The organism is Microbacterium sp. W4I4 (genome assembly GCF_030816235.1).
Classification (GTDB): Bacteria; Actinomycetota; Actinomycetes; order Actinomycetales; family Microbacteriaceae; genus Microbacterium.
Genome location: NZ_JAUSXT010000001.1, coordinates 864,106 through 889,635, shown reverse-complemented (window position 1 = coordinate 889,635; position 25,530 = coordinate 864,106). Strand labels below are relative to the sequence as shown.

Here is a 25,530-nt window from a genome sequence, read left to right as displayed (position 1 = left end):
GGAGACAGGATGCTGAACGCTCTTGTCACGAACCTCGCCGCGGAGGAAGCGCCCAACCCGCTGATTCCCGCGTGGTACGACATCGTCTGGTCGGCCTTGTGGTTCGTCATCATTCTCATCGTGGTCTGGAAGGTCGCCCTTCCGCGTCTGACCACGATGCTCGACGAGCGCTCGGCCGCCATCGAGGGAAACATCGCCAAGGCCGATGAGGCGCAGAAGCAGGCCGAGGAGGTGCTGGAGGAGTACACCCGCCAGCTCGCCGAGGCACGCACCGAGGCCGGTGAGATCCGTGAGGCCGCCCGTGAGGACGGCAAGAAGATCGTCGCCGAGGCCAAGGAGACCGCGACCAGCGAGGCCAACCGCATCAGTGCGGCCGCGCACACGCAGATCGAAGCCGAGCGTCAGTCCGCCTTCGTGTCGCTGCGCAGTGAGGTCGGCACGCTCGCGATCGACCTCGCCGGCGGTGTCGTGGGGGAGACCCTCACCGATGACGCCCGTGCGACGGCCGTGGTGGACCGCTTCCTCGCCGACATCGAGAAGGCAGCCAGGTAATGGGCAGCGCGACCACTCAGGCACTCGCGGCATCGACGGACGCGCTTGCCGCAGCGTCGGGCCTGAACCTCGACAGCGCGGCCGAGCTGTTCGCAGCCGCTCGCGCGATCGCCGAGTCGGCCCAGCTGAGCGGCGCGCTCGCTGATCCTGCCGCGCCGGCCGAGGCCCGCTCCGCGCTGGTCGCGGGCGTGTTCGCCGGAGCATCTGCGCCGGTGCGCTCGCTGCTGACCACGGTCACGGCGCAGCGCTGGTCGAACGCGTCCGATCTCGTCGACGGTGTCGAAGAGCTCGCGATCCGCACGACCGCCATCGCCTCGCCGAAGGACGACGTGTCAGGAGAGCTGTTCGGATTCTCACGCGTCATCGCCGCGAATCCGGAGCTCGAGCTCGCCCTCGGTCGTCGCCTCGGCGACGACCGTGCCAAGGGTGCGCTGGTCGAGAAGGTGCTCGGTGCGAACGCGGCTCCGGCCACGGTTCTGATCGCCTCGTCGCTCGTGCGCCAGCCGCGCGAGCGCCGGGTCCGCCAGATCATCGCCCGCGCGATCGACATCGTCTCCGCGCAGTCCGGCCGCACGGTCGCGACCGTGCACACCGCCGCTCCGCTGCCCGCAGCTCAAGAGACCCGTCTCCGTGATGCTCTGGCCAGCCGCTATGGGGGCGAGATCTCCGTCAATCAGGTGATCGACCCCACCGTCATCGGGGGACTGCGCGTGCAGATCGCCGATGACGTCATCGACGGCAGCATCTCCGCCCGACTCGCCGACCTTCGCCTGAAGCTCGCGAGCTGACAACGACTGGCGCGGGGAACCGCGCTCACCCAGACACACAAAGGGAAGACAATGGCAGAACTATCGATCAGCCCCGACGTCATCCGTGACGCGCTGAAGGACTTCGCCGCCGCCTACGAGCCCACCGGGGCCGCGGCGACCGAGGTCGGCACCGTCACCGACGCAGCCGATGGCATCGCGCACGTCGAGGGACTGCCCGGCGTCATGGCCAACGAGCTCGTCACGTTCGCGGACGGCACGAAGGGCCTGGCCCTGAACCTCGACGAGCACCAGATCGGCGTGGTCGTCCTCGGCGACTTCACCGGCATCGAGGCGGGTCAGGAAGTCACCCGCACCGGTGAGGTCCTCTCCGTTCCCGTCGGCGACGGCTACCTGGGCCGGGTCGTCGACCCGCTCGGCAACCCGATCGACGGCCTCGGCTCGATCGCCACCGAGGGTGTGCGTGCCCTCGAACTGCAGGCGCCCGGCGTCATGCAGCGCAAGTCGGTGCACGAGCCGATGCAGACCGGCATCAAGGCCATCGACGCCATGATCCCCGTCGGCCGCGGCCAGCGTCAGCTGATCATCGGCGACCGCCAGACCGGCAAGACCGCACTGGCGATCGACACGATCATCAACCAGAAGGCCAACTGGGAGTCCGGCGACGTCGACAAGCAGGTTCGCTGCATCTACGTCGCCATCGGTCAGAAGGGCTCGACCATCGCTTCGGTGAAGGGCGCGCTCGAAGAGGCCGGAGCACTGGAGTACACCACGATCGTGGCGGCTCCCGCATCCGACCCCGCTGGTTTCAAGTACCTCGCCCCCTACACCGGTTCGGCCATCGGCCAGCACTGGATGTACGGCGGCAAGCACGTGCTGATCGTCTTCGACGACCTGTCCAAGCAGGCCGAGGCCTACCGTGCCGTCTCCCTTCTGCTGCGCCGCCCGCCGGGCCGCGAGGCTTACCCGGGTGACGTCTTCTACCTGCACTCCCGTCTGCTGGAGCGCTGCGCGAAGCTGTCCGACGAGCTCGGCGCCGGATCGATGACGGGTCTGCCGATCATCGAGACCAAGGCGAACGATGTCTCGGCGTACATCCCGACCAACGTGATCTCGATCACCGACGGCCAGATCTTCCTGCAGTCCGACCTGTTCAACGCCAACCAGCGTCCCGCTGTCGACGTGGGCATCTCGGTGTCGCGAGTCGGTGGTGACGCTCAGGTCAAGTCGATCAAGAAGGTCTCCGGAACGCTCAAGCTGGAGCTCGCGCAGTACCGTTCGCTCGAGGCGTTCGCGATGTTCGCATCCGACCTCGACGCGGCCTCGCGTCGTCAGCTGGCTCGCGGTGCTCGCCTGACCGAGCTGCTCAAGCAGCCGCAGTACTCGCCGTACCCGGTGGAGGAGCAGGTCGTCTCGATCTGGGCCGGCACCAACGGCAAGCTCGACACGCTCGAGATCTCGGACGTGCTGCGCTTCGAGCGCGATCTGCTCGACTACCTGCGCCGGAACACGGGCATCCTCGACAAGCTGCGCGACACCAACGTCCTCGACGACGACACGGTCGCCGAGCTGGACAAGCAGACCGACGCCTTCATTCTGGAGTTCCAGGGCGGCAAGGGCAGCGCCATCGGCGCTCCGGGCCACGAGGAGCACGCTGCCGCGGACGCGGATGACGTCAACCAGGAGAAGATCGTCAAGGGTCGTCGCGCGTAAGCGCGTGAGGTACTGATTCATGGGCGCTCAACTCAGGGTCTACAAGCAGAAGATCTCTTCTGCTCAGACGACCAAGAAGATCACGAAGGCGATGGAACTCATCGCGGCTTCGCGCATCCAGAAGGCGATGGCACGCGTCAAGGCGTCCAGCCCCTTCGCGCGTGCCGTGACGAGGGCCGTGTCCGCCGTCGCGACGCACTCGAACATCGACCACCCGCTCACCCGCGAGCCCGAGAAGATCAGCCGTTCCGCGGTCGTCATCTTCTCCTCGGACCGTGGCCTCGCAGGAGCCTTCAACTCGCAGATCCTCCGTGAGGGTCTCGAGGTGGCGGAGCTGCTGCGCGAGCAGGGCAAGGAGCCGGTGTTCTACCTGGTGGGCCGCAAGGCCGTCGGCTACTTCCAGTTCCGGGGCATCGCCTCGGCCGCGGAATGGACCGGCGACACGGACACTCCCTCCTTCCGCACCGCGGAGGAGATCTCGCACACGCTGCTGGATGCCTTCTCGCGCGGCGGGGATGCCGGTGGCGTGGACGAGATCACCCTCGTGTACAACCGTTTCGTCAGCATGATGACGCAGTCGCCCGAGAACGTGCGCCTGCTGCCGCTGGAGATCGCGGAGGCCGACGACTCGGAGGCGGGCAGCACCGTCTACCCGCTGTACGAGTTCGAGCCCGACGCGGAGACCGTTCTGGACGCGATCCTGCCGGTCTACATCCAGAGCCGCGTCTTCAACGCGCTGCTGCAGTCGTCGGCCGCCAAGCAGGCCGCGACGCAGAAGGCCATGAAGTCGGCCAGCGACAACGCCGACAAGCTGATCACCGATTACACCCGCCTGCGCAACAACGCGCGCCAGGCCGAGATCACCCAGCAGATCGCCGAGATCGTCGGTGGCGCCGACGCTCTCGCATCCCGCTGACAGACCCTCAGGAAAGAGACGAACAAATGACCCCCACCGCTACGGCTGACAAGCCCGCGACCGCGGTCGTCGGGCGCGTCGCACGCGTCAACGGTCCGGTCGTGGACATCGAGTTCCCGCACGACTCGATCCCCGACATCTACAACGCGCTGAAGACCACGATCGTCATCGGCGAGGAGTCGACCGAGATCACGCTCGAGGTCGCTCAGCACCTCGGCGACGACCTCGTCCGCGCGATCTCGCTGAAGCCGACCGACGGCATGGTCCGCGGCCAGGAGGTGCGCGACACCGGCGAGGCGATCTCCGTCCCCGTCGGCGACGTCACCAAGGGCAAGGTCTTCAACGTGATCGGCGAGGTCCTGAACCTCGAGCCCGGCGAGACCCTCGAGGTCACCGAGCGCTGGCCGATCCACCGCAAGGCGCCCAACTTCGACCAGCTCGAGTCGAAGACCACGATGTTCGAGACCGGCATCAAGTCGATCGACCTGCTCACCCCGTACGTGCTGGGTGGAAAGATCGGTCTGTTCGGCGGCGCCGGTGTCGGCAAGACCGTCCTCATCCAGGAGATGATCCAGCGCGTCGCGCAGGACCACGGTGGTGTGTCGGTGTTCGCCGGTGTCGGCGAGCGCACCCGTGAGGGCAACGACCTGATCCACGAGATGGAGGAGGCGGGCGTCTTCGACAAGACCGCCCTCGTCTTCGGCCAGATGGACGAGCCGCCGGGAACGCGTCTGCGCGTGGCCCTGTCTGCGCTGACCATGGCGGAGTACTTCCGCGATGTGCAGAAGCAGGACGTGCTGCTCTTCATCGACAACATCTTCCGCTTCACGCAGGCCGGTTCCGAGGTCTCCACGCTGCTGGGCCGCATGCCCTCCGCCGTGGGTTACCAGCCGAACCTGGCCGACGAGATGGGCGTTCTGCAGGAGCGCATCACCTCGACGCGCGGTCACTCGATCACCTCGCTGCAGGCGATCTACGTCCCCGCCGACGACTACACCGACCCGGCCCCGGCCACGACCTTCGCGCACCTCGATGCGACGACCGAGCTCAGCCGTGAGATCGCGTCGAAGGGTCTGTACCCGGCGATCGACCCGCTGACCTCGACGTCGCGCATCATGGACCCCCGCTACCTCGGCGAGGACCACTACCGCGTGGCGACCACGGTCAAGCAGATCCTTCAGAAGAACAAGGAACTGCAGGAGATCATCGCGATCCTCGGTGTCGACGAGCTCTCCGAAGAGGACAAGATCGTCGTGTCGCGTGCACGTCGCATCCAGCAGTTCCTCTCGCAGAACACCTACATGGCCAAGAAGTTCACGGGCGTCGAGGGTTCGACGGTTCCGCTGAAGGAGACCATCGAGTCGTTCGACGCGATCGCCAAGGGCGACTTCGATCACGTCGCCGAGCAGGCCTTCTTCAACGTCGGCGGTATCGGTGACGTCGAAGAGCGCTGGGCGCAGATCCAGAAGGAGAACGGCTGAGCATGGCACTCCACGTCAGCCTCGTCTCCGCGGACGCGGAGGTCTGGACGGGAGAAGCGACGCTCGTCATCGCCAAGACCGTCGAGGGCGAGATCGGCTTCATGGCCGGTCACGAGCCGGTGCTGGCCATCCTCGCCGAGGGCCAGGTGCGCATCACCCGTGCCGACGGCACCAAGGTGATGGCCAACGCGCAGGACGGCTTCCTCTCGATGGAGGGCGACAACCTGACCATCGTGGCCGGCAACGCCGCTCTGGTCGCCTGACAGCAGTTCACAGACGCGTCCGTCCCGGTCCTGAGTTCACCTCGGACCGGGCGGACGCTTCTTCGTCCCCCGGAGACCATGAAGATCCTCCTGCCTCCATCCGAGACCAAGCGCACCGGCGGCGCTGGTGCACCACTTGACCTCGCGGCTCTGGCGCTGCCCTCGCTCGGCGAGCAGCGCGAGCAGCTGGCCGCGGCGCTGGTCGCGCTGTCCGCCGACCCTGTCGAGGCGCAGCGCGTGCTCAAGCTCAGCGACCGCCAGGCGGGTGATGTCGAGCACAATCGGATGCTTCGCTCAGCTCCCACCATGCCGGCGATCGACCGCTACACGGGCGTGCTCTACGACGCCCTGGACGCACCGAATCTGGATCGCAGCGCCCGCCGTTGGCTGGGGGAGCACGTGCTCATCCACAGCGCGCCCTTCGGACCGGTCGGCGCACTGGATGCCATCCCGGCGTACCGCTTCGCGGCGGGCACCTCATTGGCCGGCATCCCACCCCTGCGCAGGCACTGGGCCGAGGCGACGAGCCGGGCTCTCGCCGAGCACGAGTTCCTGCTCGACCTGCGCAGCGAGGCGTACGTCGCGCTGGGACCGGTGCCCGACTCCGTGCGCTCCGCGTACGTGCGTGTCGTGACCTCCACCGGCAGGGCGCTCAACCACTTCAACAAGAAGGCCAAGGGCGAGCTGGTGCGAGCCCTCGCCACGACACGCCCGAGGAGCCGCACGCCGCAGGGGCTGCTGGCCTGGGCGGAGCGCAGCGGCATCCGCCTGCACCGAGCCCCGGAAGCGGGCATCTGGGAGCTCGTCGTCGACGACTGACGCGGTCGAATGGGGACCTCTACCCCCGTGCACCATTGCCCGCGGGAATGGGCGGCCGATAGCATGGCGGTTGCGATGCATTCGCAGGGGGAGTGCAGCGTCTTCCCCGGTCGACAACGGAAATGAGACGACATGGACAACGGAGATCTCGCCGGACTCAGTGCCTTCTATGCACTGATGGCCGTCATGGGGGTCATCTTCTTCCTCGTGGCGGTGGTCGGTTACGTCATCGGCTCCTTCTTCTTGATGAAGATCTTCGAGAAGGCAGGGGTGCAGGGCAAGTGGCGCGCCTGGGTCCCCGTCTACAACGTGATGGTCTTCTTCAAGCTGGGTGACATGAGCCCCTGGCTGGTGCTCTACGGCATCGGCGGAATGATCGTCCTCTCCTGGATCCCGGTGCTCAACATCTTCAGCGGCCTGCTCGGGCTCGCACTGGGCGTGTTCGCCGCGATGGCGGCATGGCGCGTCGGCCTGAAGCTGCAGAAGGAGGCCGCCTGGGTCATCCTCTACGTGCTCCTCAGCATCGTCTGGCTGGGCATCAACGCCTTCGACAAGTCGCGGTGGAACACGAACGTCGCTCCTGCGCCGTGGGCGGCCAACGGCTTCCTGGCAGACCGCACCGTCTGGGAGGGCGTTCCCACCTCGTCGGCAGGGTCGATCCCTCCCGGCTACGGCGCCCCGCAGGGATATGGCGCACCCCAGGGCTACGCGGCACCTCCGCAGGGCTACCAGCCGCCGGCACAGCCCGGATACGGCGCTCCCGTGCCTCCGGCTCCCGGCGCACCCGCGCCGCAGGCTCCCGGTGCCCCGGTGCCGCCGCCGGCGACGCCGCCCGCACCCCCGACCGCTCCACCGGCTGCTCCCGGTACGCCGCCGGCTCCGCCGGCGGACCCCACGCAGCCGCCTGCGTGATCTGATCCACAGGTGAGGCCCTCGACTTCGGTCGGGGGCCTCTCTGCATCCTGTCCGCCTCCCGACCCGGAATCGGACAGCCCGCGACGCGGAGGGCCTCCTGGATTCGATACGGTGGATGCATGGGTACATCGCAGCGTCGCGTAGGCGCATCCGGCCTCGTCGTGTCCGCGACCGGACTCGGATGCAACAACTTCGGCCGCGCGGGCACGGTGACGCAGACGCTGGAGGGCACCCGTGCCGTGATCGATGCGGCCCTCGCGAGCGGGGTGTTCTTCTTCGACACCGCCGACATGTACGGCGCGACGCCCGGCCGCAGTGAAGAGCTGATGGGCGAGGTGCTGGAAGGCCGTCGCGACCGCATCGTGCTCGCGACGAAGTTCGGCCATGAAGCCGATAGGGGCTACGACTTCCCGGGTGGCCGCGGATCGCGGCGCTACGTGCGGCTCGCCGTCGAGCACTCCCTGCGACGCCTGCGCACCGACTGGATCGACCTCTATCAGTTGCACCTGCCCGACCCGCTGACGCCGATCGCCGAGACGATCGATGCCCTCGACGAGCTCGTCGACGAGGGCAAGATCCGCTACTACGGCCACTCGAATCTCGACGGCTGGCAGATCGCCGAGGCCGAGTTCACCGCGCGGGCGCGCTCGACCGGGCGCTTCATCTCCGCGCAGAACCATTACTCGCTGCTGGCGCGAGCCTCCGAGCGCGAGGTGCTGCCGGCGGTCAACCGCTACGGTCTCGGATTCTTCCCGTTCTTCCCCCTGAAGAACGGTCTGCTCACGGGCAAGTTCACGCGCGACGGCGGTCCTTCCGACAGCCGCATCATGGGCACCCGCAAGTTCATCTGGGCCGATGCTCCGTGGGATGCGCTCGAGTCGTACCAGGCGTTCTGCGACGAGCGCGGCATCACCATGCTGCAGGCCACTTTCGGCTGGCTGCTCGCACAGCCCGGAGTCTCAAGCGTCATCGCGGGCGCGACCACGCCCGCGCAGGTCGAGGCCAACGCCGCGGCCGCCGACGCCTGGGTCCCGACAGCGGCGGATCTCGCCGAGATCGACCGGCTCTTCCCGCTGGTCGAGGACCCCGCATCGCAGATCTGAGCGGCGACACCACTACGATGTACCTGTATTCCACGGACGCCCCCGCGTCCGCCCACACGACGGAGACAGACCGTGCCTGAGACTTCAACGCAGACGTATCGCGTCAGCGACGAGCTGCAGCTCTCATGGGCCGGCACGACCGATCGTGGCCGACGCCGCGAGAACAACCAGGACGCCTACCTGGCGAAGTTCCCGCTGTTCGTGGTGGCAGACGGGATGGGCGGGCACGCCGGCGGCGAGATCGCCAGCCAGAACACCATCGCCCGACTGGACGAGATGCTCGGTCAGGGCGAGGTCACGGATGCCGGCATCCAGCAGGCGCTTCATCTGGCGATCGACGACATCCACAGTCACCCCGAGACGACGGACGAGGGCACAGGCACGACCCTGACGGGCGTCTTCCTCGAGCGCGGCGAGGACGGGGCGTGGCGGTGGATCGCGCTGAACATCGGCGACTCGCGCGTGTACCTCAAGCGCGACGACCGCCTGTTGCAGGTCACCACCGACCACTCCGTGGTGCAGGAGCTCATCGCGTCGGGCAAGATCAGCCCGGAAGAGGCAGACGGTCACCCCTACAGCAACGTCATCACGCGTGCGGTGGGCGCCAGCGAACTGGTCGCGCCCGACTACGTGAACATCGATCTTCGTGACGAGGACCGGCTGGTCATCTGCTCGGATGGGCTGACCAAGGAGCTCACCGACTACGGCATCCTGCACTTCCTCCGCGAGCACGATGATCCGGGCGACGCCGTGGATGCCATGGTGGATGCCGCGCTGGAGAACGGCGGGCGCGACAATGTGACACTGATCGTCCTGCGCGTGCTCCTGCCGCAATCTCCCTCCACAATTCCCGATTCCGAGGAATGACCCTTTCGGCCTGTGGACAGGCCGATTTCGCGGGATCCGGTGCGATGCAATGGGTGCATGGATGCCACCACCATCGTTCTGCCCGCCGCTCCGGCTGATGCGCGGCGCCCGTCACTGCCTCTGCTCGCCGCCGTCGTGCCCGTCATCGCGGGTGTCGTCCTCTGGGTGGTGACCGGATCCCTGTTCGCGCTGTGCTTCGCCGCGCTGGGCCCCCTGATGCTCGTCGCATCGTTCCTCGACGGACTGCGCACGCGCGGCAGGGAGCGGCGTCGCGCGGAGGTGGAATCGGATGCCGCCTGGCAGCGCGCGGAGCGGGAGCTGGAGCAGCTGCACGCCCAGGAACTCGCGACGCTGCGGCGACGCGAGCCGGACGTCGCCGAGTGCCTGCGCGAGCAGCCGCTGCGAGGTCATGCGCCGGTGGGACACGACACCGCGGTGGTGCTGGGACGCGGGGCGCGCGTGAGCCGTGTGCAGGCGCGAGGCGGCGAGGATGAGCGCTCCCGCGCGTTCCGGGCCCGCACGCAGCGGCTCGAGGACGCGCCGGTGTCGGTGCCGCTCGGCGGCGGCATCTGCATCCGTGCACCGCGCCCGGTCGCTCAGGCGGTCGCACGCGCCCTCGTGGCACAGCTCTGCCTCCGTTTCGGTTCCGGCCAACTCGCCGTCTGCGGGGATGCGGCGCCGGAGTGGGCCCTCGAGGCCTTTCCTCACGTAGGACGGCGGCGTGCGGGGTTCCGTCTGCGCGTCGGCGACGGCGACGAGCCGGTGGATGCGGAGATCTGCATCCGGATGCCGGGGGAGGAGGCGCCGGAGGGGATCACGACCATCGTCGACTGCACCGTGCCCCACCGGGCACGCGCGCGGACGCCGGACGGCGACACCGCGGTGTCCGTCGAGGCGATCTCCGCGCGGCAGGCACGGGCGATCGGGGCCCGGCTGACCGCGCGGACCGACGACGAGGGCTCCATCCCCGACCGGATCGGCCTCGACGAGCTCACGCCTGCGGCATCCGTCGGTCTTCTGGCTGCTTTCGGTCGCGGCGAACGGGGCGACCTGAGCGTGGATCTCGTCGAGGACGGTCCGCACGCGATCGTGACCGGGATGACGGGGACGGGCAAGAGCGAGCTGCTCACGAGCTGGGTCGCCGCTCTCGCCGCCGTGCACGCGCCGGAGGACGTCGCCTTCGTGCTGGTGGACTTCAAGGGTGGCACGGCTTTCGATCCGCTGCGGCGGCTGCCGCACGTCGTCGCGGTCGTGACGGATCTGGATGCCGAGGGCGCGCGGCGCGGCGTGGGCAGCCTCACGGCCGAGCTGCGCCGGCGCGAGGCGGCCCTCGCTGCTGCAGGTGTGCGCGACGTCGGCGAATGCACGTCGCTGGGGCGGCTGGTCATCGTGGTGGACGAGTTCGCGGCCCTGCTGCAGGAGCATCCCGAGCTGGGTGAGATCTTCACGGATGTCGCGGCCCGAGGTCGAGCGCTCGGCATGCACCTCGTGCTGGGCACGCAGCGCGCCAGCGGCAGCATCCGGGAAGCCCTCGCCGCGAACTGCCCGCTGCGCATCAGCCTGCGCGTCGCGGAGACGGCGGACAGCAGATTCGTGATCGGCTCGGATGCTGCGGCACAGCTGCGCGGCGGCGTGGAATCCCGTGGACTGGCATTCGTGAGACGGCCGCATGACGGGGAGGCGCTCGCGGTGCGCATCGCGCTGACCGACGAGGCCGATCTGCTCGCCATCGCGCAGCGGTGGGAGGGGCACGCCGCCCAGTCCAGCCCGTGGCTGCCGCCGCTTCCCGCACGACTTCCTCTGCCGTCAGCGGACCGACGGGAGAGCGTGGTCCTGCTGGGTCTGGCGGATGAGCCGCTGCGGCAGCGTCAGCCGCGGGTCGGGCTGGCGTCGGGGGAGCGCCTCGCGGTGATCGGCGGCCCCGGGTCGGGCAAGAGCAGCGCCCTGAGGATGATCGCGTCGCAGCTGCCGGATGCCGTTCTCGTGCCCGCTGATCCGGAGAAGGCCTGGGATGCCGTGGCGGAGCTGGCCGGCGGAAGCCACGGGCCGGTGCTCTGCGACGACCTCGACGTACTGGTCGGACAGTACCCGGCCGACTACGCGCAGCTGTTCCTGACACGTTGGGAGAGCATCGTCCGCGACCCCGCCGGCACCGTGATCGCCCTGTCGCGGGTCTCCGGGCCGCTGGGGAGGCTCGTGGACGCGCTTCCCCGTCGCGCGCTGCTGCGACTCACCAGCAAGGTCGAGCACATCGCGGCGGGCGGGGAACCGGCGGCCTTCGACCGCAATCGGCCCGCAGGACGCGCCTGGCTCGACGACAGGGAGACCCAGCTGTTCCAACCGGATGACGGGTCTCGGTCGACCCCTGCAACCGTCGAGCCCGACCCGTGGGAGCCGAGCAGGCGGGTCGTGGGCATCATCACACCATCGGTCGACGCCACCCGGGCCGCGCTCGCCGGTGCGAGGACGACCCATCGGATCGTCACCCTCGAGCAGGGCGGGCCGTCCGACGGCGATGGGGGAGTGATCATCATCGGCGATCCCGAGCAGTGGCGTGCTCAGTGGGCCCGTCTGCAGACCGTGCGCACGGCTGGTGAGCTCGTGGTCGCGGCGGAGTGCGCGAGTGAGCTCCGCCAGCTCGCGGGCGTGCGCGAGCTGCCGCCGTACGCGCGCCAGCACGAGGACCGCGCCTGGAGTGTGGAGGCCGGAGGTCGTCCTCGCCGTGTGCTCCTCGCCTGAGAGGCTCCGGCGTCAGGGGATGCCGAGGTCAGAGACCGTCGGCCACGCGGATGGCGCCGACACGCTCGCCGCCACCGAGCACCGTCAGCGGCAGAGCCGCGGTGAGGGTCGCCACGTCGGCGTCGCTCAGTCCGCCGGCACGCGCCAGCAGTGTGGCGGCCACGATGGTCGCCGCGCGTCCGTTTCCGTCGAGCATCTTCAACGCGACCGTGGTGCCGTTCGGAGCGACCATGACCATGACGCCTTCGGCGCCGTGCTTCGCGAACACGCCGAGTGTCTCGATGGCGATGGTGTCGGGCTCGCCGGGGCCGGCGATCGTCCAAGGGTTCTCCCGCACCGCGCGCACGAGGGTGCCCGCCACGCGGTGAAGGGCGAAGGGGGAGCGCTCCGAGGCGGTCCCGATGCGGTGGATCGCACGGGCGATGCCGGTCAGCGTGATGACGTGCACGGGTGCGCCGCAACCATCGATCGCCGTCAGTGCGACCTTCTCGCCGGTCAGCCGCTCGACGACCTCGCGGATGTGCGCCTGGAGGGGGTGGGACTGCTCGAGGTACCCCTCGGTCGGCCAGCCGGTCGCTACGCAGGCGCGCAGCATGAGCGCATGCTTGCCCGAGCAGTTCATCCGGATGCGGGACTGCGCGGCGTGATCGCTCATCATCTCGCGGCGGGTCGCGGCATCCGAAGGCCACGCCTCAGGGCACGCGAGGTCATCCTCGGTGAGTCCGCCGGCGGTCAGCATCTCGCGGACCACCTCGACGTGACGGTCGGTTCCGGAGTGGCTCGCCGTGCCGAGAGCGAGCTGCTCGCCCTCCAGAGACGCGCCCGCGGTCATGCTCGCCACGGCCTGCAGCGGCTTCATGCTCGATCGCGGCAGGATCATCGCATCCGCGTTGCCGTGCTGCGCGACCACCTCGCCATCCGGTGAGAGCACCACCGCAGCGCCCACGTGGCGGGATTCCACGAAGCCGCTGCGCTCCACGACGGCGAGTTCGACAGCATCACGGAGAGTCAGCGTTTCCAGCACCCATCCAGCCTAGTGCGCCTGGCAGCCCGGGTCCGGGAGATGCGAGACTGGCCCGATGGCACAGCTCCCGCTCGGCGAACACCACTACGCACTCACCACCACCTGGACCGGAAACCGCGGCACGGGTACCAGCGGATACCGCGACTACGCGCGCGATGTGAACATCGCGATCGACGGCAAGCCGGAGCTGCTCGCATCCGCTGACAGGCCGTTCCGCGGCGATCCGACGCGCTGGAACCCCGAGGACCTGCTCCTGGCGGCGCTCTCGGAATGCCACCTGCTGTCGTACCTGCACGCGTGCGTGACCGCGGGAGTGGTGGTCACGTCCTACCGGGACGCGGCGACCGGAACAATGCGCGAGGACGGGCGCGGAGGCGGAGCCTTCGCCGAGGTCGTGCTGCGACCGCAGGTGACGGTCGCGGATGCCGGTATGGTCGAGGCCGCCGAGCGGGCGCACGAGCAGGCGTATGACTGGTGCTTCATCGCCAACTCCGTCAACTTCCCCGTGCGGCACGAGGCGACGGTGGCCGTCGCCGACTGATGCGCGGGGATCAGCGCCGCTCGTGCGGCAGCGCCTGCTTGATCTTGTCGATCGGGTTCTGCGCCGGCGGCTCGTTGTAGACGCCGGCGAGTTCCTGGCCGCTGAGCTCGTGGATGGCGGCCATGATCTCGTCCGTCGCCAGACGGCGCGCCTTGCCACTGGTCGCCGCGCCGTGCTTGGACACGTCGATCGGCTTGCCGAAGCGCACCGTGACCCGTTCCTTCAGCGACGGCATCGTCGCGCCGACCGGCATCACGCGATCGGTGCCGATCAGGCCGACCGGCACCACGGGGGCGCCGGTCTGCAGGGCGAGGAAGGCCACACCCGTGCGGCCCTTGTAGAGCCGCCCGTCGGTGGATCGAGTGCCTTCGGGATACAGGGCGACAGCGAGTCCCTCCTCCAGCAGCTGCCGCTGCTGGTCGAGGGCGTCCAACGCGGCCTGACCACCGCCGCGGTGCACCGGGATCGCGCCGACCGAGGTGAAGAACTCCCGGGACAGCGCGCCCTTCAGGCCGGTGCCCTCGAAATAGCTGGACTTCGCGAGGAAATGCACCGGTCGGGGCGCGGCGACCGGGATGGCCATCGAATCGATGAACGACAGGTGGTTGCTGGCGAGGATCACGGCACCGTCACGCGGCACGTTCTCACGACCCTCGATGCGAGGGCGGTAGACGAGCTTCGCCAGCGGGCGGGCGACCATCCGACCCACCGCGTACTTGAATCCGGCATGCCGGGGAACCTGCGATTCCGGATCGTGCTCGGATTCGACCGACTGCTCAGAGCTCATCGGAGAAGTTTATCCAGCCCTGCATTCCTCCCACGGCATGGCGCGCGCCGTGGCGTTCAGCATCGACAAAGCCGCATGCGGCAGGATGGGAGCTTCCCCTTCAGCGATCATGAGGTCCCATCTTGCGCGTGCGTCCCCTCGCCCTCCTCTCCACCCTCGCCGTGTCGGCGCTGCTGCTGACCGGCTGCGGTGCGGGCTCCTCGCCCGAGCCCACTCCGAGCGCTTCCGCTGATGCGAGCGGCGGTGACGTGTGCGAGCAGGCGGTCAAGCCGAGTGCGCTCACCGATTCGGTGAAGATCGACGGTGCGTTCGGCAAGCCGTCCACCGCGACGTTCACCCCGAAGCAGGAGGTCAAGGACCTGCAGCGCACGGTCGTGAGCAAGGGCGACGGTGCGGAGATCAAGAAGGGCGACTACGTCTCCTACGCACTCAGCGCGTTCGACACCACCACGGGTGAGAAGCTCGGCGACCTCGGCTACGCGGCCGGCGAGATCCTTCCGCAGAACGTCCTCGCGAACCCGACCCTCTCGCAGGTGATCGGCTGCGTCCCGATCGGCACGCGCATCGCAGCGGCCTTCCCCGCCCAGCAGAGCGGCCCGGGGGCGCAGGTGTACATCATCGACGTGCTCGGCACGGTCGACACCGCAGCATGGGGCGAGCCGCAGGCGCCGGTCGACGGCATGCCGACCGTGAAGCTCGCCAAGGACGGCGAGCCCGGCATCACCATCCCCGAGGGCGACGCACCCAAGGACCTGAAGGTCTCGGTGCTCAAGCAGGGCGATGGCGCGGCCGTCGCCGACGGCGACACCACGCTGCTGCAGTACTACGGCGTCGACTGGGCGGATGGGAAGAGCTTCGACTCCTCCTGGAAGAAGGGCGAGCCGATCTCGATTCCCGGCAACACCTACGTGCCCGGGTTCGTGCAGGCGCTGGCCGGCCAGAAGGTCGGTTCCCAGGTGCTGGTCGTCATCCCGCCCGCGCTCGGATACGGAGAGGATGCCAAGGCTCACGAGCTGGGCGGGAAGACGCTCGTCTTCGTGATCGACATCCTCGCCACCATGCACGCACCGGCTGCCGCCGGACAGTAGTCCCTCCTCCGAGCACGCGCCCCCTCTGCACCCGCGGAGGGGGCGCGTGCTCGCTAGGCTGGCGACATGCGTCGCATCATCGTCCTCGGCTCCACCGGCTCCATCGGAACGCAGGCTCTGGATGTGATCCGCGCGAACCCCCGACGATTCGAACTGGTCGGCATCTCCGCCGGATCACAGGTCGATCTCGTCGCACAGCAGGCCGAGGAGTTCCACCTCGAGCACACCGCGCTCGGAGCATCCGAGTCGGAACAGCTGGTCCGCGATGTCGAGGCGGATGTCGTGCTCAACGCCATCACCGGATCCATCGGACTCGGCTCCACGCTCGCCGCGCTGAAGGCCGGTCGCACGCTCGCGCTTGCCAACAAGGAGTCCCTGATCGTCGGGGGCGAACTGGTGCGCTCGGCGGCCGAGCCCGATCAGATCGTCCCGGTCGACTCCGAGCACTCCGCGATCGCGCAGGCGCTGCGCGCCGGTGCGAAGCAGGAGGTGCGCCGACTGGTGGTCACGGCGTCCGGTGGACCGTTCCGAGGGCGCACCCGTGCCGAGCTCGCCGAGGTCACGCCGGCGCAGGCGCTCGCGCACCCGACCTGGGACATGGGCCGGATGGTCACCACCAACTCGGCGACGCTCGTGAACAAGGGCCTCGAGGTCATCGAGGCGCATCTGCTGTTCGACGTCGACTACGACGACATCGAGGTGGTCGTGCACCCTCAGTCGATCGTGCACTCCATGGTCGAGTTCGTCGACGGATCCACCATCGCCCAGGCATCGCCGCCCGACATGCGTCTGCCGATCTCGCTGGGGCTGGACTGGCCGCACCGCGTCGGCGGCGTGGGGCGTCCGCTGGACTGGCGACAGGCGACCAGCTGGACCTTCGAGCCGCTCGACGACGAGGCGTTCCCCGCGGTCGCGCTGGCCAAGGCCGTCGGGCGTGCGGGCAAGACGCTGCCTGCCGTGTACAACGCCGCCAACGAGCAGGCCGTGAACGCGTTCCACGAGGGGCGGCTGCCGTTCCTCGGCATCGTCGACACGATTCGGCGCGTGCTCGACGTGCATGACGCGCCCGATGAGCTCACGCTCGAGGCGCTCGCGGAAGCGGAGACGTGGGCACGCGCGAAGGCGGACGCCCTGACCGCCTCCGCCTCCTGAAGAACCCGTCTATATGGCGAGAACCGCCCCTCGCGAACGCGAAATGGGGCGGTTTGCGCCATATAGACGGGCTTTGGGGTGGGGTCAGACCCGGTCGTCGTAGGGGACGGGCCAGTGCGAGTCGGGAGCGGGCCAGCCGGCGGCGATGAGGGCGCGGCGGGCCAGCTCGCGTGCCGAGTACGGGGTGCGCACGCCGCGGATGTCGCGGTAGTCCTGATGCCCGGGGCCGGCCCAGAGGATCGCGTCGCCGTCGCCGACCATGTCGATCGCGGCGACGATCGCCTGCTCCGGCGGGGAGAACTCGTGGATCTCCGCATCCGGCCGTGCCTTTCGCGCGCCCTCGACGAGGGTCGCGCGGATGGATGCGGGATCCTCGAAGCGCGGGTGGTGGTCGGTCACGACGAGGATGTCGCTGCCGTCGACCGCTGTGCGGGCCATGTCGAAGCGCTTGGTCGCGTCGCGGTCGCCGTCGGCGCCGAAGAGCATGAGCACCTTGCCAGGCGTGACCCGGCGCACCGCGGCGAGCGTCTTCTCGAACGCGTCGGGGGAGTGTCCGAAGTCGACGTACACGGCAGGGCCGTTCTCACCGGAGACGAACTGGGTGCGACCCGGCAGGTGCGCGATGATCTGCCCGTCGCGCTCGAGGGCCGCGGTGATGCGATCCCAGTCGTAGCCCGCCTCGAGCAGCATGACGATCGCCAGACCGGCGTTGGCGGCCATGTGCTGCCCGATCACGGGGACCAGCGTGGTCAGCGACCGTCCGCCCGGGCCGGTGAGCGTGAACACCGTGCCGTTCTGGCGCTCGTCATCGATCGTGACGACCCAGTCGGCCGCGGCCGCGGCATCCGGGTCGGCGGCGATCGACGGAGTTCCGACGGTCATCACGGGGATGCCGGAGCGCTCCACGACGCGTGCGCCGAACGCGGAGTCCAGGCTGACGACTCCGCGCCGTGCGCGCTCGGGGGTGAACAGCGGCAGCTTCGCCTGGAAGTACTCCTCCATGTCGGCGTAGTCGTCGAGATGGTCGTGGGAGAGGTTCGTGAACCCGGCGACGTCGAACACGATGCCGTCGACCCGGTGCCGCGAGAGCGCCTGCGCGCTGACCTCGACTGCCACGGCCTCGACGTCGCGCTCGCGCATGAGGGCGAGCAGCGCGTGCATCTCGGATGCCTCGGGCGTCGTCAGCCTGGATACGATCACCTCGCCGGCGATGTGCCGCTCGGCCGTCGACGAGAGTCCGGAGACGACTCCGAGCTGATCGAAGATGCCCTGCAGCAGGTGCGAGACGCTGGTCTTGCCGTTGGTGCCGGTCGTACCGAACAGCAGCGGCAGCGGATCGGCGGCCCCCGTGCCGTACACCCACGCGCTGAGCGCGCCGAGCACCGCACGCGGGTCGTCCACGATCACGATGGGAAGGCCGGCCGGCTCGGCGATGTCGGCGCCGGCGGCATCCGTGATGACCGCGACCGCGCCCTGGGCGGCGGCGGTCGGCGCGAACTCGGCGCCGTGCCGGTTCACTCCCTGGATGGCGACGAAGGCCTCGCCCGTGCGCAGATCGGCGGTGGCGAGGGTGATTCCGGTGAGCTGGACGTCCGCGAGGTCACCGCGGGAGTCACGGCCGAAGCGTTCGGAGAGCTCGGCCAGCGCGCGACGGGGTGGGTCGGCGGGGCGGAGCACAGGAGGCAGGGTAGTCATGTCGAATCCATAATCTCACGCGCGGCTGGAGTGTCCGGCACAGCACGGCGCCGGACACCCCAGCCGCGGGATCTCAGCGTCGGCGGTAGGCGCCGATGGCGAGCACGAGCGCGACGATGCCCACAGCGAGACCGCCTCCGCCGAGGACCAGGGGCAGCGCAGACGTCGACGGATCGTCGCCTGCGGCCCCGGCTGCGCCGTCTTGATCTCCGTGGCCCGTGGCGTCGGCCGCCTCCGCCCCGGCCAGCGAGACGACGGGCGCGGGAGCATCCAGCGAATGCGGATCCTCGCCGTCCTTCGCGACCTGCGTCCACTCGTTCGCTCCGGTCACGCAGCGCTGCTCCACGGGGAAGACGAGCTCGTCGGCCGCATGCTTGTCGGTGATCACGGTCAGGCCCACCATGCCGCGCAGCCCCTGGGGCACAGGCTTCACAGCGGTGAATGTCACGGCGGAGACCTTGTCGCCCGCCGTCTTCTCGATGTCCGCGCTCCAATCGGAGTCGAAGGTCGGCCAGGCTCCGCCGATGCCCTCGGGCATGGTGACGCGCAGTGCGGTGGTCGGGGATTCCTCGCATCCATGGCTGAACGAGAAGGTGAGCAGAGTGGACTCGCCCGGCGGGATGCGATCGGGGGAGACGCCGACGTGTGCGGAGGCGGCGGCGGGCACGGCGAGGATGAATGCGCCCGCGAGGGCTGCGGCGAGGACGCCGCGTCGAAGGGTGTGAGACATTGCTTCTCCTTGAGGAGTTCGATGAGGTGCGCCGCAGCGGCGACGCAGGACCGACGCAGGGATGCGCCGGTCGGCGCGGTCGCAGGAAGCGGCGCGCGGGAGGCCGGGCCGAGGAAGATCGGCTCAGGAATGCGGATGACGCGCGGAAGGGGGTCAGCCGAAGACGATGCGGGGGGCGCAGACAGGCGGCCCCCGTCGCCAGGCGCAGTCGTCGAGCAGCCGGGAGGCCGCACGCGGGACTGTGCGCGACACGGGAACGCGGGTGGTGGCGTCGCTGTGGGACGGCGCGGGCTGCGGCGTGCGCAGCAGCGCGCGCACCCAGCGTGCGATCGCCTGAACCAGCAGTTCGCCGCGCCGCAGCAGCACGACGGTGACCACGGCCGCGGCCGCGTGGGCTGCGAGCATGCCAGGAGAGGCGGTCAGCGGTGACGGGGCGGAGGCACCGGGGTCGATGTGCAGGACGATGGCGCCGTGCTGATGCCCGCCCCAGGGCCTGGCCGGTGGGAGTGATCCCGCCCACCACCTCGAAGAGGCCGTGGAAGACCACCTGTGTCGCGGTGACCGCTGCGGCAAGCCCCGGCAGTCGCACGCGGGCGCCCACCAGGAGAGCGGCGACCGGAGTCAGCAGCACAGACACGGTGAGCATGAGCAGCGGATGCGGAACGGAGCCGCCGCCGAAGGTGTGCGACAGCGCGGCGATCATCGTGGCGACGGTGGATGCCGAGGCGCCGCGCAGGAGACGCAGCTGGCGGATCGACACGCTTCCCAGCCTATCGGGGGCGGACGGCGGATTCGTAGGAGCAGGCACTAGCGTGATCGGGTGGAGATTCTGCTGTACGTGGGCGGCATCCTGTTCATGCTCGTCGGGCTCGGCGTGTCGATCGGGTTGCACGAGGTGGGCCATCTGGTGCCGGCCAAGCTGTTCGGCGTGCGCGTCGGCCAGTACATGATCGGCTTCGGCCCCCGGCTGTGGTCCAAGCGCATCGGAGAGACCGAGTACGGGTTCAAGGCGCTCCCGGTCGGCGGTTTCATCTCCATGTCGGGCATGTACCCGCCCTCGAGTCGCACCGGTCCCGCCACCGGAGTCTTCGCCTCGCTGGTGCAGGACGCCCGAACCGCGAACGACGAGACCATCGCCGAAGGCGCCGAGGAGCGGGTCTTCTACCGGCTGCCGGTGTACAAGCGCATCATCGTGATGCTCGGCGGCCCGGTGATGAACCTCGTCCTGGCGCTGCTGCTGTTCACGCTGATGGCCTCGGGCATCGGCATCCAGCAGGCCAGCACCACCATCTCCTCGGTCAGCGCCTGCGTGGTGCCGGCCGGCGTGACCCAGAACGACTGCACCCCGTCGGATCCGGTCGCACCGGCCGCCGAGGCCGGCTTCAAGCCGGGCGACACGCTGATCAGTGTGGGCGGCACCGCTGTCACCACGTTCGCCGAGGCATCGCAGATCATCCAGGACTCGCCCGGGCGCAGTCTGGACGTCGTGGTCGGCCGCGACGGCCAGGACGTCACCCTGCACCTGACGCCTGTGGTCGCCCAGCGCGGCGAGGTCGATGCGAACGGCAGGGCAGTGCTGGACAAGGCGGGTGCACCCGTCACGCACAGCGTGGGCTACGCCGGAATCACGGCGCAGTACGAGTACGCCAGGCAGCCGCTGGGCACCGGCGCCGAGATGACGATGCAGCAGGTCGGGGGAGTGACCTCGCTGATCATCAACCTGCCCGTCAAGCTGTGGAACGTCGGCGTCTCGCTGGTGACCGGGGCCGAACGCGACCCGAACGGGCCGCTCAGCGTCGTCGGGGTGGGCCGGATCGCCGGTGAGGTCGCGGCGGCGGACGCTCCGGTGCTGAACCGTGTGGCGGTGCTGCTGAACCTGCTGGCGGCGCTGAACGTGGCGCTGTTCGTGTTCAACCTGATTCCGCTGCTTCCGCTCGACGGCGGGCATGTCGTGGTCGCGCTGTGGGAGGGGATCAAGCGGATGTGGGCCAAGCTCACCGGACGCCCGGAGCCCGCCCCCGTCGACGCCACCCGGCTCGTGCCGATCACCGTGGTCGTCGCCGTGCTCCTGATCGCGATGGGGGCGCTGCTGATCATCGCCGACCTCGTCAAGCCCATGAACCTGCTCGGCTGACGCCGGTCAGCCGCACACGACCCGCCCTCAGCTCAGCGCGTGCGCCGTCAGCCGCTCCAGCGTGGCGATGCCGTCGCGCGACAGGATCGATTCCAGGTGGCCCTGGATCGATGCGAAGCGCTCGCCGCGGAGCGCGTACACGTCACCGCTGGCGGCATCAGCCGAGACCTCGGCGTCGCCGACCTGCGTCGTGCCGGGCGCGACACGGGCGGTGAAGGTGTTGTAGAAGCCGATCGACGCGTCGTTCTCGAACACGGTGACCACCTTCTGCACGCCCTGATGCGGGGAGTCCAGCGGCACCAGGTCGATGCCGAGCTCGTCGGCGAGAATCTGGTGGCTCAGACATACGGCCAGCAGGGGTGCTCCGGCGCTGCGGCGCCGAGCGACGACCTGCTGCATGCGTGCGATGCGTGCGGATGAGGCATCCCTCGGGTCGCCGGGGCCGGGACCCGAGACGACGAGATCCGCGGCGTCGATGGCCGCGTCGGTCACCGCATTCCACCCGACGATCTGCACGTCGAGCCCGAGATGACGCAGCTGGTGGGCGAGCATTGTCGTGAAGCGGTCCTCCGCGTCGACGACCAGCGCCTGCGTGCCGCGGAAGCGGTCGGCGGCTGCGGAATCCTGCGGCTGCATCCAGAAATCGGCCAGACGGGTGTTCCGGGAGGCCAGCAGCTCCGCGATGGCCGGATCGTCCGCGAGCCTCGCTGGAGCGGGGGCGTCGTCATCGCGCGACTCGGCGACATGGTCGCGCTCGATCGCGCCGATCGCGCCGAGCACGCCGGCCGCTTTGCCGTGGGTCTCGCTGACCTCGCCGGCCGGGTCGGAATGCCGCACGAGGGTGGCGCCGACGGGCACGCGCAGGCGACCCTCGTCGAGATAGACCGTGCGGATGAGGATGGGGGCGTCCAGGTCGTGCCCGCCCTCGTCATTGGGAGTGAACAGTGCGGCGACGCCGGAGTAGTAGCCGCGGGGCTCGCGCTCGTGACGGGCGATCACGGTGCACGCGTTCTGCATCGGCGAACCGGTCACGGTGGGGGCGAACATCGTCTCGCGCAGGATGTCGCGCGGGTCGAGACGGCTGCGCCCGCGCAGCATGTACTCGGTGTGGGTGAGGCGGGACATCTCCTTCAGATGCGGGCCCGTGATGCGCCCGCCGTCGGAGCACACCTGGCTCATCATCTTCAGTTCCTCGTCGACGACCATGAACAGTTCCTCGGTCTCCTTCGTGGAGGAGAGGAACTCGGTCAGTGACTCGGCGGTGGCGCCGCCGGCGGGGTGGCGGAAGGTACCCGAGATGGGGTTCATCGTGACGATGCCCTCGCGGGCGACGACGTGCGCCTCGGGACTCGCGCCGACCGCGATCTGCCCCGGGGTGATCACCGCGAACGTCCAGTACGCGCCCCGCTCGTGCTCGAGCAGCGCCCGGAACCACGTCAGCGCCGCCGTGCGGTCATCCGCGTCGAAAGAGGCGCGGTAGTCGCGCCGGATGACGAAGTTCGCGCCCTCGCCCCGGCCGATCTCCTCGGCGATGACGCGCTCCACGACCGCGGCGTAGTCCTCGTCGGAGATGTCGAACCCGCCGTCGGTGAGAGCGATGGAGTCGGAGGGGAGGGAGGCCATCAGCTCTGCGGCATCCAGCTTCTCGTGTTCGTCGACCAGCAGGCAGCGCAGCGGCGTGCCGTCGTCCTGCGCGGCGAAACCGCGCTCGCGCACCTGGTGATACGGGACCATCGCGAACACCTCGCGGGCGCCGTCCGGCCCGTCGAGAGGGATGTCCGCGAGCATCTCGACGTCGGCGATGTCGCCGGTGAGCAGCTCGACCTCGCCATCGCGTGCGATCAGCACGAACGATGCCGACGGATCGGCGGCGAGGTCTCGGATGCGAGCGGGCAGAGCGGTCATCGGTGTCTCCAGGTTGGGGAATCCGGTGCGGAGAACAAGAAGACCGCCCCGGAAGGCGGTCGTGATCTCGTGGGTACGCGAATCACCGCCTAGAAGGCGGGCCACCAGGTGCGGGTCGCGGACATACCGCGAAAGTATCACATCGAGGATGCCCGGCCCGTGGGTGTGACATCACCGGATGCTGCCGGCGAGGCCCGTCGCCAGCACGGCACCCGGGGCATGCTCGGCGATCATCGCGCGCATCCGGCGACGCGCACCGCGGCCGCGCCGGCATCCAGCCCCCGTGGATGCAGCGGCGGTAGCCTGGAGGAGTGCCAGCAGTGAATCTTGGGATGCCACGCGTCCCCGAAGTCCTCGCGCCCCGTCGCAAGTCCCGCCAGATCAAGGTCGGCAAGGTGCTCGTCGGCGGCAATGCCCCCGTCAGTGTGCAGTCGATGACCACGACGAAGACCACCGACATCAACGGGACGCTGCAGCAGATCGCCGAGCTGACGGCATCCGGCTGCGAGATCGTGCGGGTCGCCGTGCCGTCGCAGGACGACGCGGATGTGCTGCACATCATCGCGGGGAAGAGCCAGATCCCGGTGATCGCCGACATTCACTTCCAGCCGAAGTACGTGTTCCAGGCGATCGATGCCGGCTGCGCTGCGGTCCGGGTGAATCCGGGCAACATCCGCAAGTTCGACGATCAGGTCGGGGCCATCGCGAAGGCCGCGCAAGCCGCCGGTGTGTCGCTGCGCATCGGCGTGAACGCCGGGTCGCTCGACCCGCGACTGCTGGAGAAGTACGGCAAGGCGACCCCGGAGGCGCTCGTGGAGAGCGCCGTGTGGGAGGCCTCGCTGTTCGAGGAGCACGACTTCCACGACTTCAAGATCTCGGTCAAGCACAACGACCCTGTCGTCATGGTCAAGGCCTACCGTCAGCTCGCGGAGCGGGGCGACTGGCCCGCTGCACCTCGGCGTGACAGAGGCGGGTCCGGCTTTCCAGGGCACCATCAAGAGCGCCACAGCGTTCGGCATCCTGCTCGGCGAGGGCATCGGCGACACGATCCGCGTATCGCTGTCGGCACCCCCCGCCGAAGAGGTCAAGGTCGGCCACCAGATCCTGCAGTCGTTGAACCTGCGCGAGCGCAAGCTCGAGATCGTGTCGTGCCCCTCCTGCGGACGCGCGCAGGTCGACGTGTACTCGCTGGCGGATGCCGTCACCGAGGGTCTCAAGGACATGACCGTCCCGCTGCGCGTGGCCGTCATGGGCTGCGTCGTCAACGGTCCGGGCGAGGCGCGCGAGGCGGACCTCGGCGTGGCATCTGGCAACGGCAAGGGGCAGATCTTCGTCAAGGGCGAGGTCATCAAGACCGTGCCCGAGGCCGACATCGTCGCGACCCTGATCGAAGAGGCGAACCGCATCGCCGCCGAGATGGGTGCGGATGCCCCGCTCGGCACCGCGCAGGTCGTCACCAGCTGATTCGCCATGCAGCCCACGCGCGTATCGTTCCCCGACGGCTCCCTCACCGGCGACGGTGAGGTGCTGATCGTCGACCGCGGCTCCTCGGTGATCGTCGTCGACGCCACGCCATTCCACCCGGTCGATCACACCTGGCCGGATCAGCCGGGTGACTCCGGCACGATCACTCTCGGCGGCACCCGCCTGGAGGTCTCCGAGGCCGTGATGGCCGCCGTCGACGAGGAAGGGTCGCTCTTCGTGGGGGTCGACATCCCCGTGAAGCGCGGAGCCGAGGGATGGTCGTGGCTGGTCGCGCATCGGATCGACGGGGCGATTCCCGCCGATGTCGCAGCGGGAGCACGCGTCGTGCTCGACGTGGATGCGGATCGCCGTGCATCCCTCAGCCGCGGGCACACCGCCTGTCACCTGGCATCCCTCGCGCTGGATGCCGCGCTCGCGGATCTGTGGCGCAAGGAGATCGGCACGGACCCGCTAGGCAACCCCGATTTCGAGGGTCGCGCCAATCAGACCAGCCGCATCCACGACGATGGCAGCGTCGACGAGTATCGCCTCGGCAAGAGCCTGCGCAAGGCCGGCTTCGACTCCGAGGGTTTCGAGGGCTCTCTCGCCGAGCGGGAGGCGCGGATCAACGAACTCCTGGCGGGTTGGGTGACATCCGGCGGGGCCAGCCGCATCGACGTCGACGGCCCGAGCATCGCGGACCGGAGGCACTGGCGCTGCGAGCTGCCCGAGGGCGAGGTCGGGTTCCTCTGCGGTGGCACGCATGTGCGCTCGCTGGCCGAGTTCGCCTCGATCACGGTGTCGCTGGACCTCAGCGACCCGCAGCTGCTCGTCATGACGACCAGGGTCGCGCCCGCCTGAGCTCCGCGGAGTCG

23 protein-coding genes and 1 pseudogene are annotated in these 25,530 nt (G+C 69.3%); 18 read left to right on the top strand and 6 right to left on the bottom strand.

Annotated elements, in window-relative coordinates; genetic code table 11:
* Positions 1 to 9: 9 nt before the first annotated feature.
* From QF046_RS04245 to QF046_RS04195, 11 genes are all read left to right on the top strand, one after another.
* Positions 10 to 552 (top strand): F0F1 ATP synthase subunit B, encoded by a 543-nt coding sequence (locus QF046_RS04245; RefSeq protein WP_307366526.1) that lies wholly within the window; start codon positions 10 to 12, stop codon positions 550 to 552.
* The gene (locus QF046_RS04240; RefSeq protein ID WP_307366524.1) at positions 552 to 1,340 is read left to right on the top strand and encodes a F0F1 ATP synthase subunit delta; all 789 of its coding nucleotides are present in this window, start codon (positions 552 to 554) and stop codon (positions 1,338 to 1,340) included. Before QF046_RS04245 ends, QF046_RS04240 begins: the two co-directional genes overlap by 1 nt.
* A gap of 51 nt (positions 1,341 to 1,391) precedes the next feature.
* Positions 1,392 to 3,032, top strand: a complete 1,641-nt coding sequence (atpA, locus tag QF046_RS04235) for a F0F1 ATP synthase subunit alpha (RefSeq protein WP_307366522.1) — start codon at positions 1,392 to 1,394, stop codon at positions 3,030 to 3,032.
* 19 nt (positions 3,033 to 3,051) lie between these two features.
* Positions 3,052 to 3,948: a F0F1 ATP synthase subunit gamma gene (locus QF046_RS04230; RefSeq protein WP_307366520.1), complete on the top strand. Its 897-nt coding sequence runs from the start codon at positions 3,052 to 3,054 to the stop codon at positions 3,946 to 3,948.
* A 26-nt stretch (positions 3,949 to 3,974) separates the two neighbouring features.
* Positions 3,975 to 5,429, top strand: a complete 1,455-nt coding sequence (atpD, locus tag QF046_RS04225) for a F0F1 ATP synthase subunit beta (RefSeq protein ID WP_307366518.1) — start codon at positions 3,975 to 3,977, stop codon at positions 5,427 to 5,429.
* Between the two features lie 2 nt (positions 5,430 to 5,431).
* A complete protein-coding gene (locus QF046_RS04220; protein ID WP_307366516.1) occupies positions 5,432 to 5,692 on the top strand; it encodes a F0F1 ATP synthase subunit epsilon in 261 nt (86 codons plus the stop codon).
* Between the two features lie 78 nt (positions 5,693 to 5,770).
* Entirely contained in the window at positions 5,771 to 6,511 is a 741-nt protein-coding gene (locus QF046_RS04215; RefSeq protein WP_307366514.1) for a YaaA family protein, read from the top strand.
* A 132-nt stretch (positions 6,512 to 6,643) separates the two neighbouring features.
* The gene (locus QF046_RS04210; protein WP_307366512.1) at positions 6,644 to 7,423 is read left to right on the top strand and encodes a DUF5684 domain-containing protein; all 780 of its coding nucleotides are present in this window, start codon (positions 6,644 to 6,646) and stop codon (positions 7,421 to 7,423) included.
* Positions 7,424 to 7,545: 122 nt separating this feature from the next.
* Positions 7,546 to 8,529, top strand: a complete 984-nt coding sequence (locus tag QF046_RS04205) for an aldo/keto reductase (RefSeq protein ID WP_307366510.1) — start codon at positions 7,546 to 7,548, stop codon at positions 8,527 to 8,529.
* 72 nt (positions 8,530 to 8,601) lie between these two features.
* The gene (locus QF046_RS04200; RefSeq protein ID WP_307366508.1) at positions 8,602 to 9,396 is read left to right on the top strand and encodes a PP2C family serine/threonine-protein phosphatase; all 795 of its coding nucleotides are present in this window, start codon (positions 8,602 to 8,604) and stop codon (positions 9,394 to 9,396) included.
* Between the two features lie 57 nt (positions 9,397 to 9,453).
* Positions 9,454 to 12,135, top strand: coding sequence for an FtsK/SpoIIIE domain-containing protein (locus QF046_RS04195; protein ID WP_307366506.1), 2,682 nt, complete (start codon positions 9,454 to 9,456; stop codon positions 12,133 to 12,135).
* Between the two features lie 28 nt (positions 12,136 to 12,163).
* On the opposite strand, the gene QF046_RS04190 is transcribed toward QF046_RS04195, so the two are convergent.
* Positions 12,164 to 13,159: an asparaginase gene (locus tag QF046_RS04190; protein WP_307366504.1), complete on the bottom strand. Its 996-nt coding sequence runs from the start codon at positions 13,157 to 13,159 to the stop codon at positions 12,164 to 12,166.
* A gap of 55 nt (positions 13,160 to 13,214) precedes the next feature.
* Between QF046_RS04190 and QF046_RS04185 the strand changes: the two genes are divergently transcribed.
* Positions 13,215 to 13,700, top strand: a complete 486-nt coding sequence (locus tag QF046_RS04185) for an OsmC family protein (protein ID WP_307366502.1) — start codon at positions 13,215 to 13,217, stop codon at positions 13,698 to 13,700.
* A 10-nt stretch (positions 13,701 to 13,710) separates the two neighbouring features.
* Here QF046_RS04185 and QF046_RS04180 read toward each other — a convergent pair whose 3' ends face one another.
* Positions 13,711 to 14,487 carry a 1-acyl-sn-glycerol-3-phosphate acyltransferase gene (locus QF046_RS04180; RefSeq protein WP_307366500.1) on the bottom strand — a complete coding sequence of 259 codons (777 nt, stop codon included), beginning with the start codon at positions 14,485 to 14,487 and terminating at the stop codon, positions 13,711 to 13,713.
* A 128-nt stretch (positions 14,488 to 14,615) separates the two neighbouring features.
* On the opposite strand from QF046_RS04180, the gene QF046_RS04175 reads away from it, so the two are divergent.
* Together QF046_RS04175 and dxr are read left to right on the top strand one after the other, a co-directional pair.
* Positions 14,616 to 15,575 (top strand): FKBP-type peptidyl-prolyl cis-trans isomerase, encoded by a 960-nt coding sequence (locus tag QF046_RS04175; RefSeq protein ID WP_307366498.1) that lies wholly within the window; start codon positions 14,616 to 14,618, stop codon positions 15,573 to 15,575.
* A gap of 66 nt (positions 15,576 to 15,641) precedes the next feature.
* Positions 15,642 to 16,727 (top strand): 1-deoxy-D-xylulose-5-phosphate reductoisomerase, encoded by a 1,086-nt coding sequence (dxr, locus tag QF046_RS04170; RefSeq protein ID WP_307366496.1) that lies wholly within the window; start codon positions 15,642 to 15,644, stop codon positions 16,725 to 16,727.
* Positions 16,728 to 16,811: 84 nt separating this feature from the next.
* Here dxr and QF046_RS04165 read toward each other — a convergent pair whose 3' ends face one another.
* The 3 genes from QF046_RS04165 to QF046_RS04155 form a co-directional block, all read right to left on the bottom strand.
* Positions 16,812 to 18,422: a Mur ligase family protein gene (locus QF046_RS04165; protein ID WP_307366494.1), complete on the bottom strand. Its 1,611-nt coding sequence runs from the start codon at positions 18,420 to 18,422 to the stop codon at positions 16,812 to 16,814.
* 73 nt (positions 18,423 to 18,495) lie between these two features.
* Positions 18,496 to 19,152, bottom strand: a complete 657-nt coding sequence (locus tag QF046_RS04160; RefSeq protein ID WP_307366491.1) for a DUF1775 domain-containing protein — start codon at positions 19,150 to 19,152, stop codon at positions 18,496 to 18,498.
* Positions 19,153 to 19,305: 153 nt separating this feature from the next.
* The gene (locus QF046_RS04155) at positions 19,306 to 19,557 is read right to left on the bottom strand and encodes a hypothetical protein (RefSeq protein ID WP_307366489.1); all 252 of its coding nucleotides are present in this window, start codon (positions 19,555 to 19,557) and stop codon (positions 19,306 to 19,308) included.
* A 415-nt stretch (positions 19,558 to 19,972) separates the two neighbouring features.
* On the opposite strand from QF046_RS04155, the gene QF046_RS04150 reads away from it, so the two are divergent.
* On the top strand, positions 19,973 to 21,286 hold the full coding sequence (locus QF046_RS04150) for an RIP metalloprotease (protein WP_307366486.1): 1,314 nt from the start codon (positions 19,973 to 19,975) through the stop codon (positions 21,284 to 21,286).
* Between the two features lie 27 nt (positions 21,287 to 21,313).
* Here QF046_RS04150 and QF046_RS04145 read toward each other — a convergent pair whose 3' ends face one another.
* Complete coding sequence (locus tag QF046_RS04145; RefSeq protein ID WP_307366484.1) at positions 21,314 to 23,191, bottom strand: anthranilate synthase family protein; 1,878 nt, start codon at positions 23,189 to 23,191, stop codon at positions 21,314 to 21,316.
* Positions 23,192 to 23,350: 159 nt separating this feature from the next.
* Between QF046_RS04145 and QF046_RS04140 the strand changes: the two genes are divergently transcribed.
* From QF046_RS04140 to QF046_RS04130, 3 genes and pseudogenes are all read left to right on the top strand, one after another.
* Entirely contained in the window at positions 23,351 to 23,515 is a 165-nt protein-coding gene (locus QF046_RS04140) for a hypothetical protein (protein ID WP_307366482.1), read from the top strand.
* Positions 23,503 to 24,655, top strand: a pseudogene (ispG, locus tag QF046_RS04135) (flavodoxin-dependent (E)-4-hydroxy-3-methylbut-2-enyl-diphosphate synthase). Before QF046_RS04140 ends, ispG begins: the two are co-directional and overlap by 13 nt.
* A gap of 6 nt (positions 24,656 to 24,661) precedes the next feature.
* The gene (locus QF046_RS04130; RefSeq protein WP_307366481.1) at positions 24,662 to 25,516 is read left to right on the top strand and encodes a hypothetical protein; all 855 of its coding nucleotides are present in this window, start codon (positions 24,662 to 24,664) and stop codon (positions 25,514 to 25,516) included.
* The last annotated feature ends 14 nt before the right edge of the window (positions 25,517 to 25,530 follow it).

Coding starts and splice junctions, on each gene's coding strand:
- QF046_RS04230 (WP_307366520.1), top strand. CDS start 3,052: ATGGGCGCTCAACTCAGGGTCTACAAGCAGAAGATCTCTTCTGCTCAG.
- QF046_RS04220 (WP_307366516.1), top strand. CDS start 5,432: ATGGCACTCCACGTCAGCCTCGTCTCCGCGGACGCGGAGGTCTGGACG.
- QF046_RS04145 (WP_307366484.1), bottom strand. CDS start 23,191: ATGACCGCTCTGCCCGCTCGCATCCGAGACCTCGCCGCCGATCCGTCG.
- QF046_RS04240 (WP_307366524.1), top strand. CDS start 552: ATGGGCAGCGCGACCACTCAGGCACTCGCGGCATCGACGGACGCGCTT.
- QF046_RS04165 (WP_307366494.1), bottom strand. CDS start 18,422: ATGACTACCCTGCCTCCTGTGCTCCGCCCCGCCGACCCACCCCGTCGC.
- QF046_RS04130 (WP_307366481.1), top strand. CDS start 24,662: ATGCAGCCCACGCGCGTATCGTTCCCCGACGGCTCCCTCACCGGCGAC.
- QF046_RS04160 (WP_307366491.1), bottom strand. CDS start 19,152: ATGTCTCACACCCTTCGACGCGGCGTCCTCGCCGCAGCCCTCGCGGGC.
- atpA (WP_307366522.1), top strand. CDS start 1,392: ATGGCAGAACTATCGATCAGCCCCGACGTCATCCGTGACGCGCTGAAG.
- QF046_RS04215 (WP_307366514.1), top strand. CDS start 5,771: ATGAAGATCCTCCTGCCTCCATCCGAGACCAAGCGCACCGGCGGCGCT.
- QF046_RS04195 (WP_307366506.1), top strand. CDS start 9,454: ATGGATGCCACCACCATCGTTCTGCCCGCCGCTCCGGCTGATGCGCGG.
- QF046_RS04185 (WP_307366502.1), top strand. CDS start 13,215: ATGGCACAGCTCCCGCTCGGCGAACACCACTACGCACTCACCACCACC.
- dxr (WP_307366496.1), top strand. CDS start 15,642: ATGCGTCGCATCATCGTCCTCGGCTCCACCGGCTCCATCGGAACGCAG.
- atpD (WP_307366518.1), top strand. CDS start 3,975: ATGACCCCCACCGCTACGGCTGACAAGCCCGCGACCGCGGTCGTCGGG.
- QF046_RS04210 (WP_307366512.1), top strand. CDS start 6,644: ATGGACAACGGAGATCTCGCCGGACTCAGTGCCTTCTATGCACTGATG.
- QF046_RS04205 (WP_307366510.1), top strand. CDS start 7,546: ATGGGTACATCGCAGCGTCGCGTAGGCGCATCCGGCCTCGTCGTGTCC.
- QF046_RS04155 (WP_307366489.1), bottom strand. CDS start 19,557: ATGCTCGCAGCCCACGCGGCCGCGGCCGTGGTCACCGTCGTGCTGCTG.
- QF046_RS04245 (WP_307366526.1), top strand. CDS start 10: ATGCTGAACGCTCTTGTCACGAACCTCGCCGCGGAGGAAGCGCCCAAC.
- QF046_RS04180 (WP_307366500.1), bottom strand. CDS start 14,487: ATGAGCTCTGAGCAGTCGGTCGAATCCGAGCACGATCCGGAATCGCAG.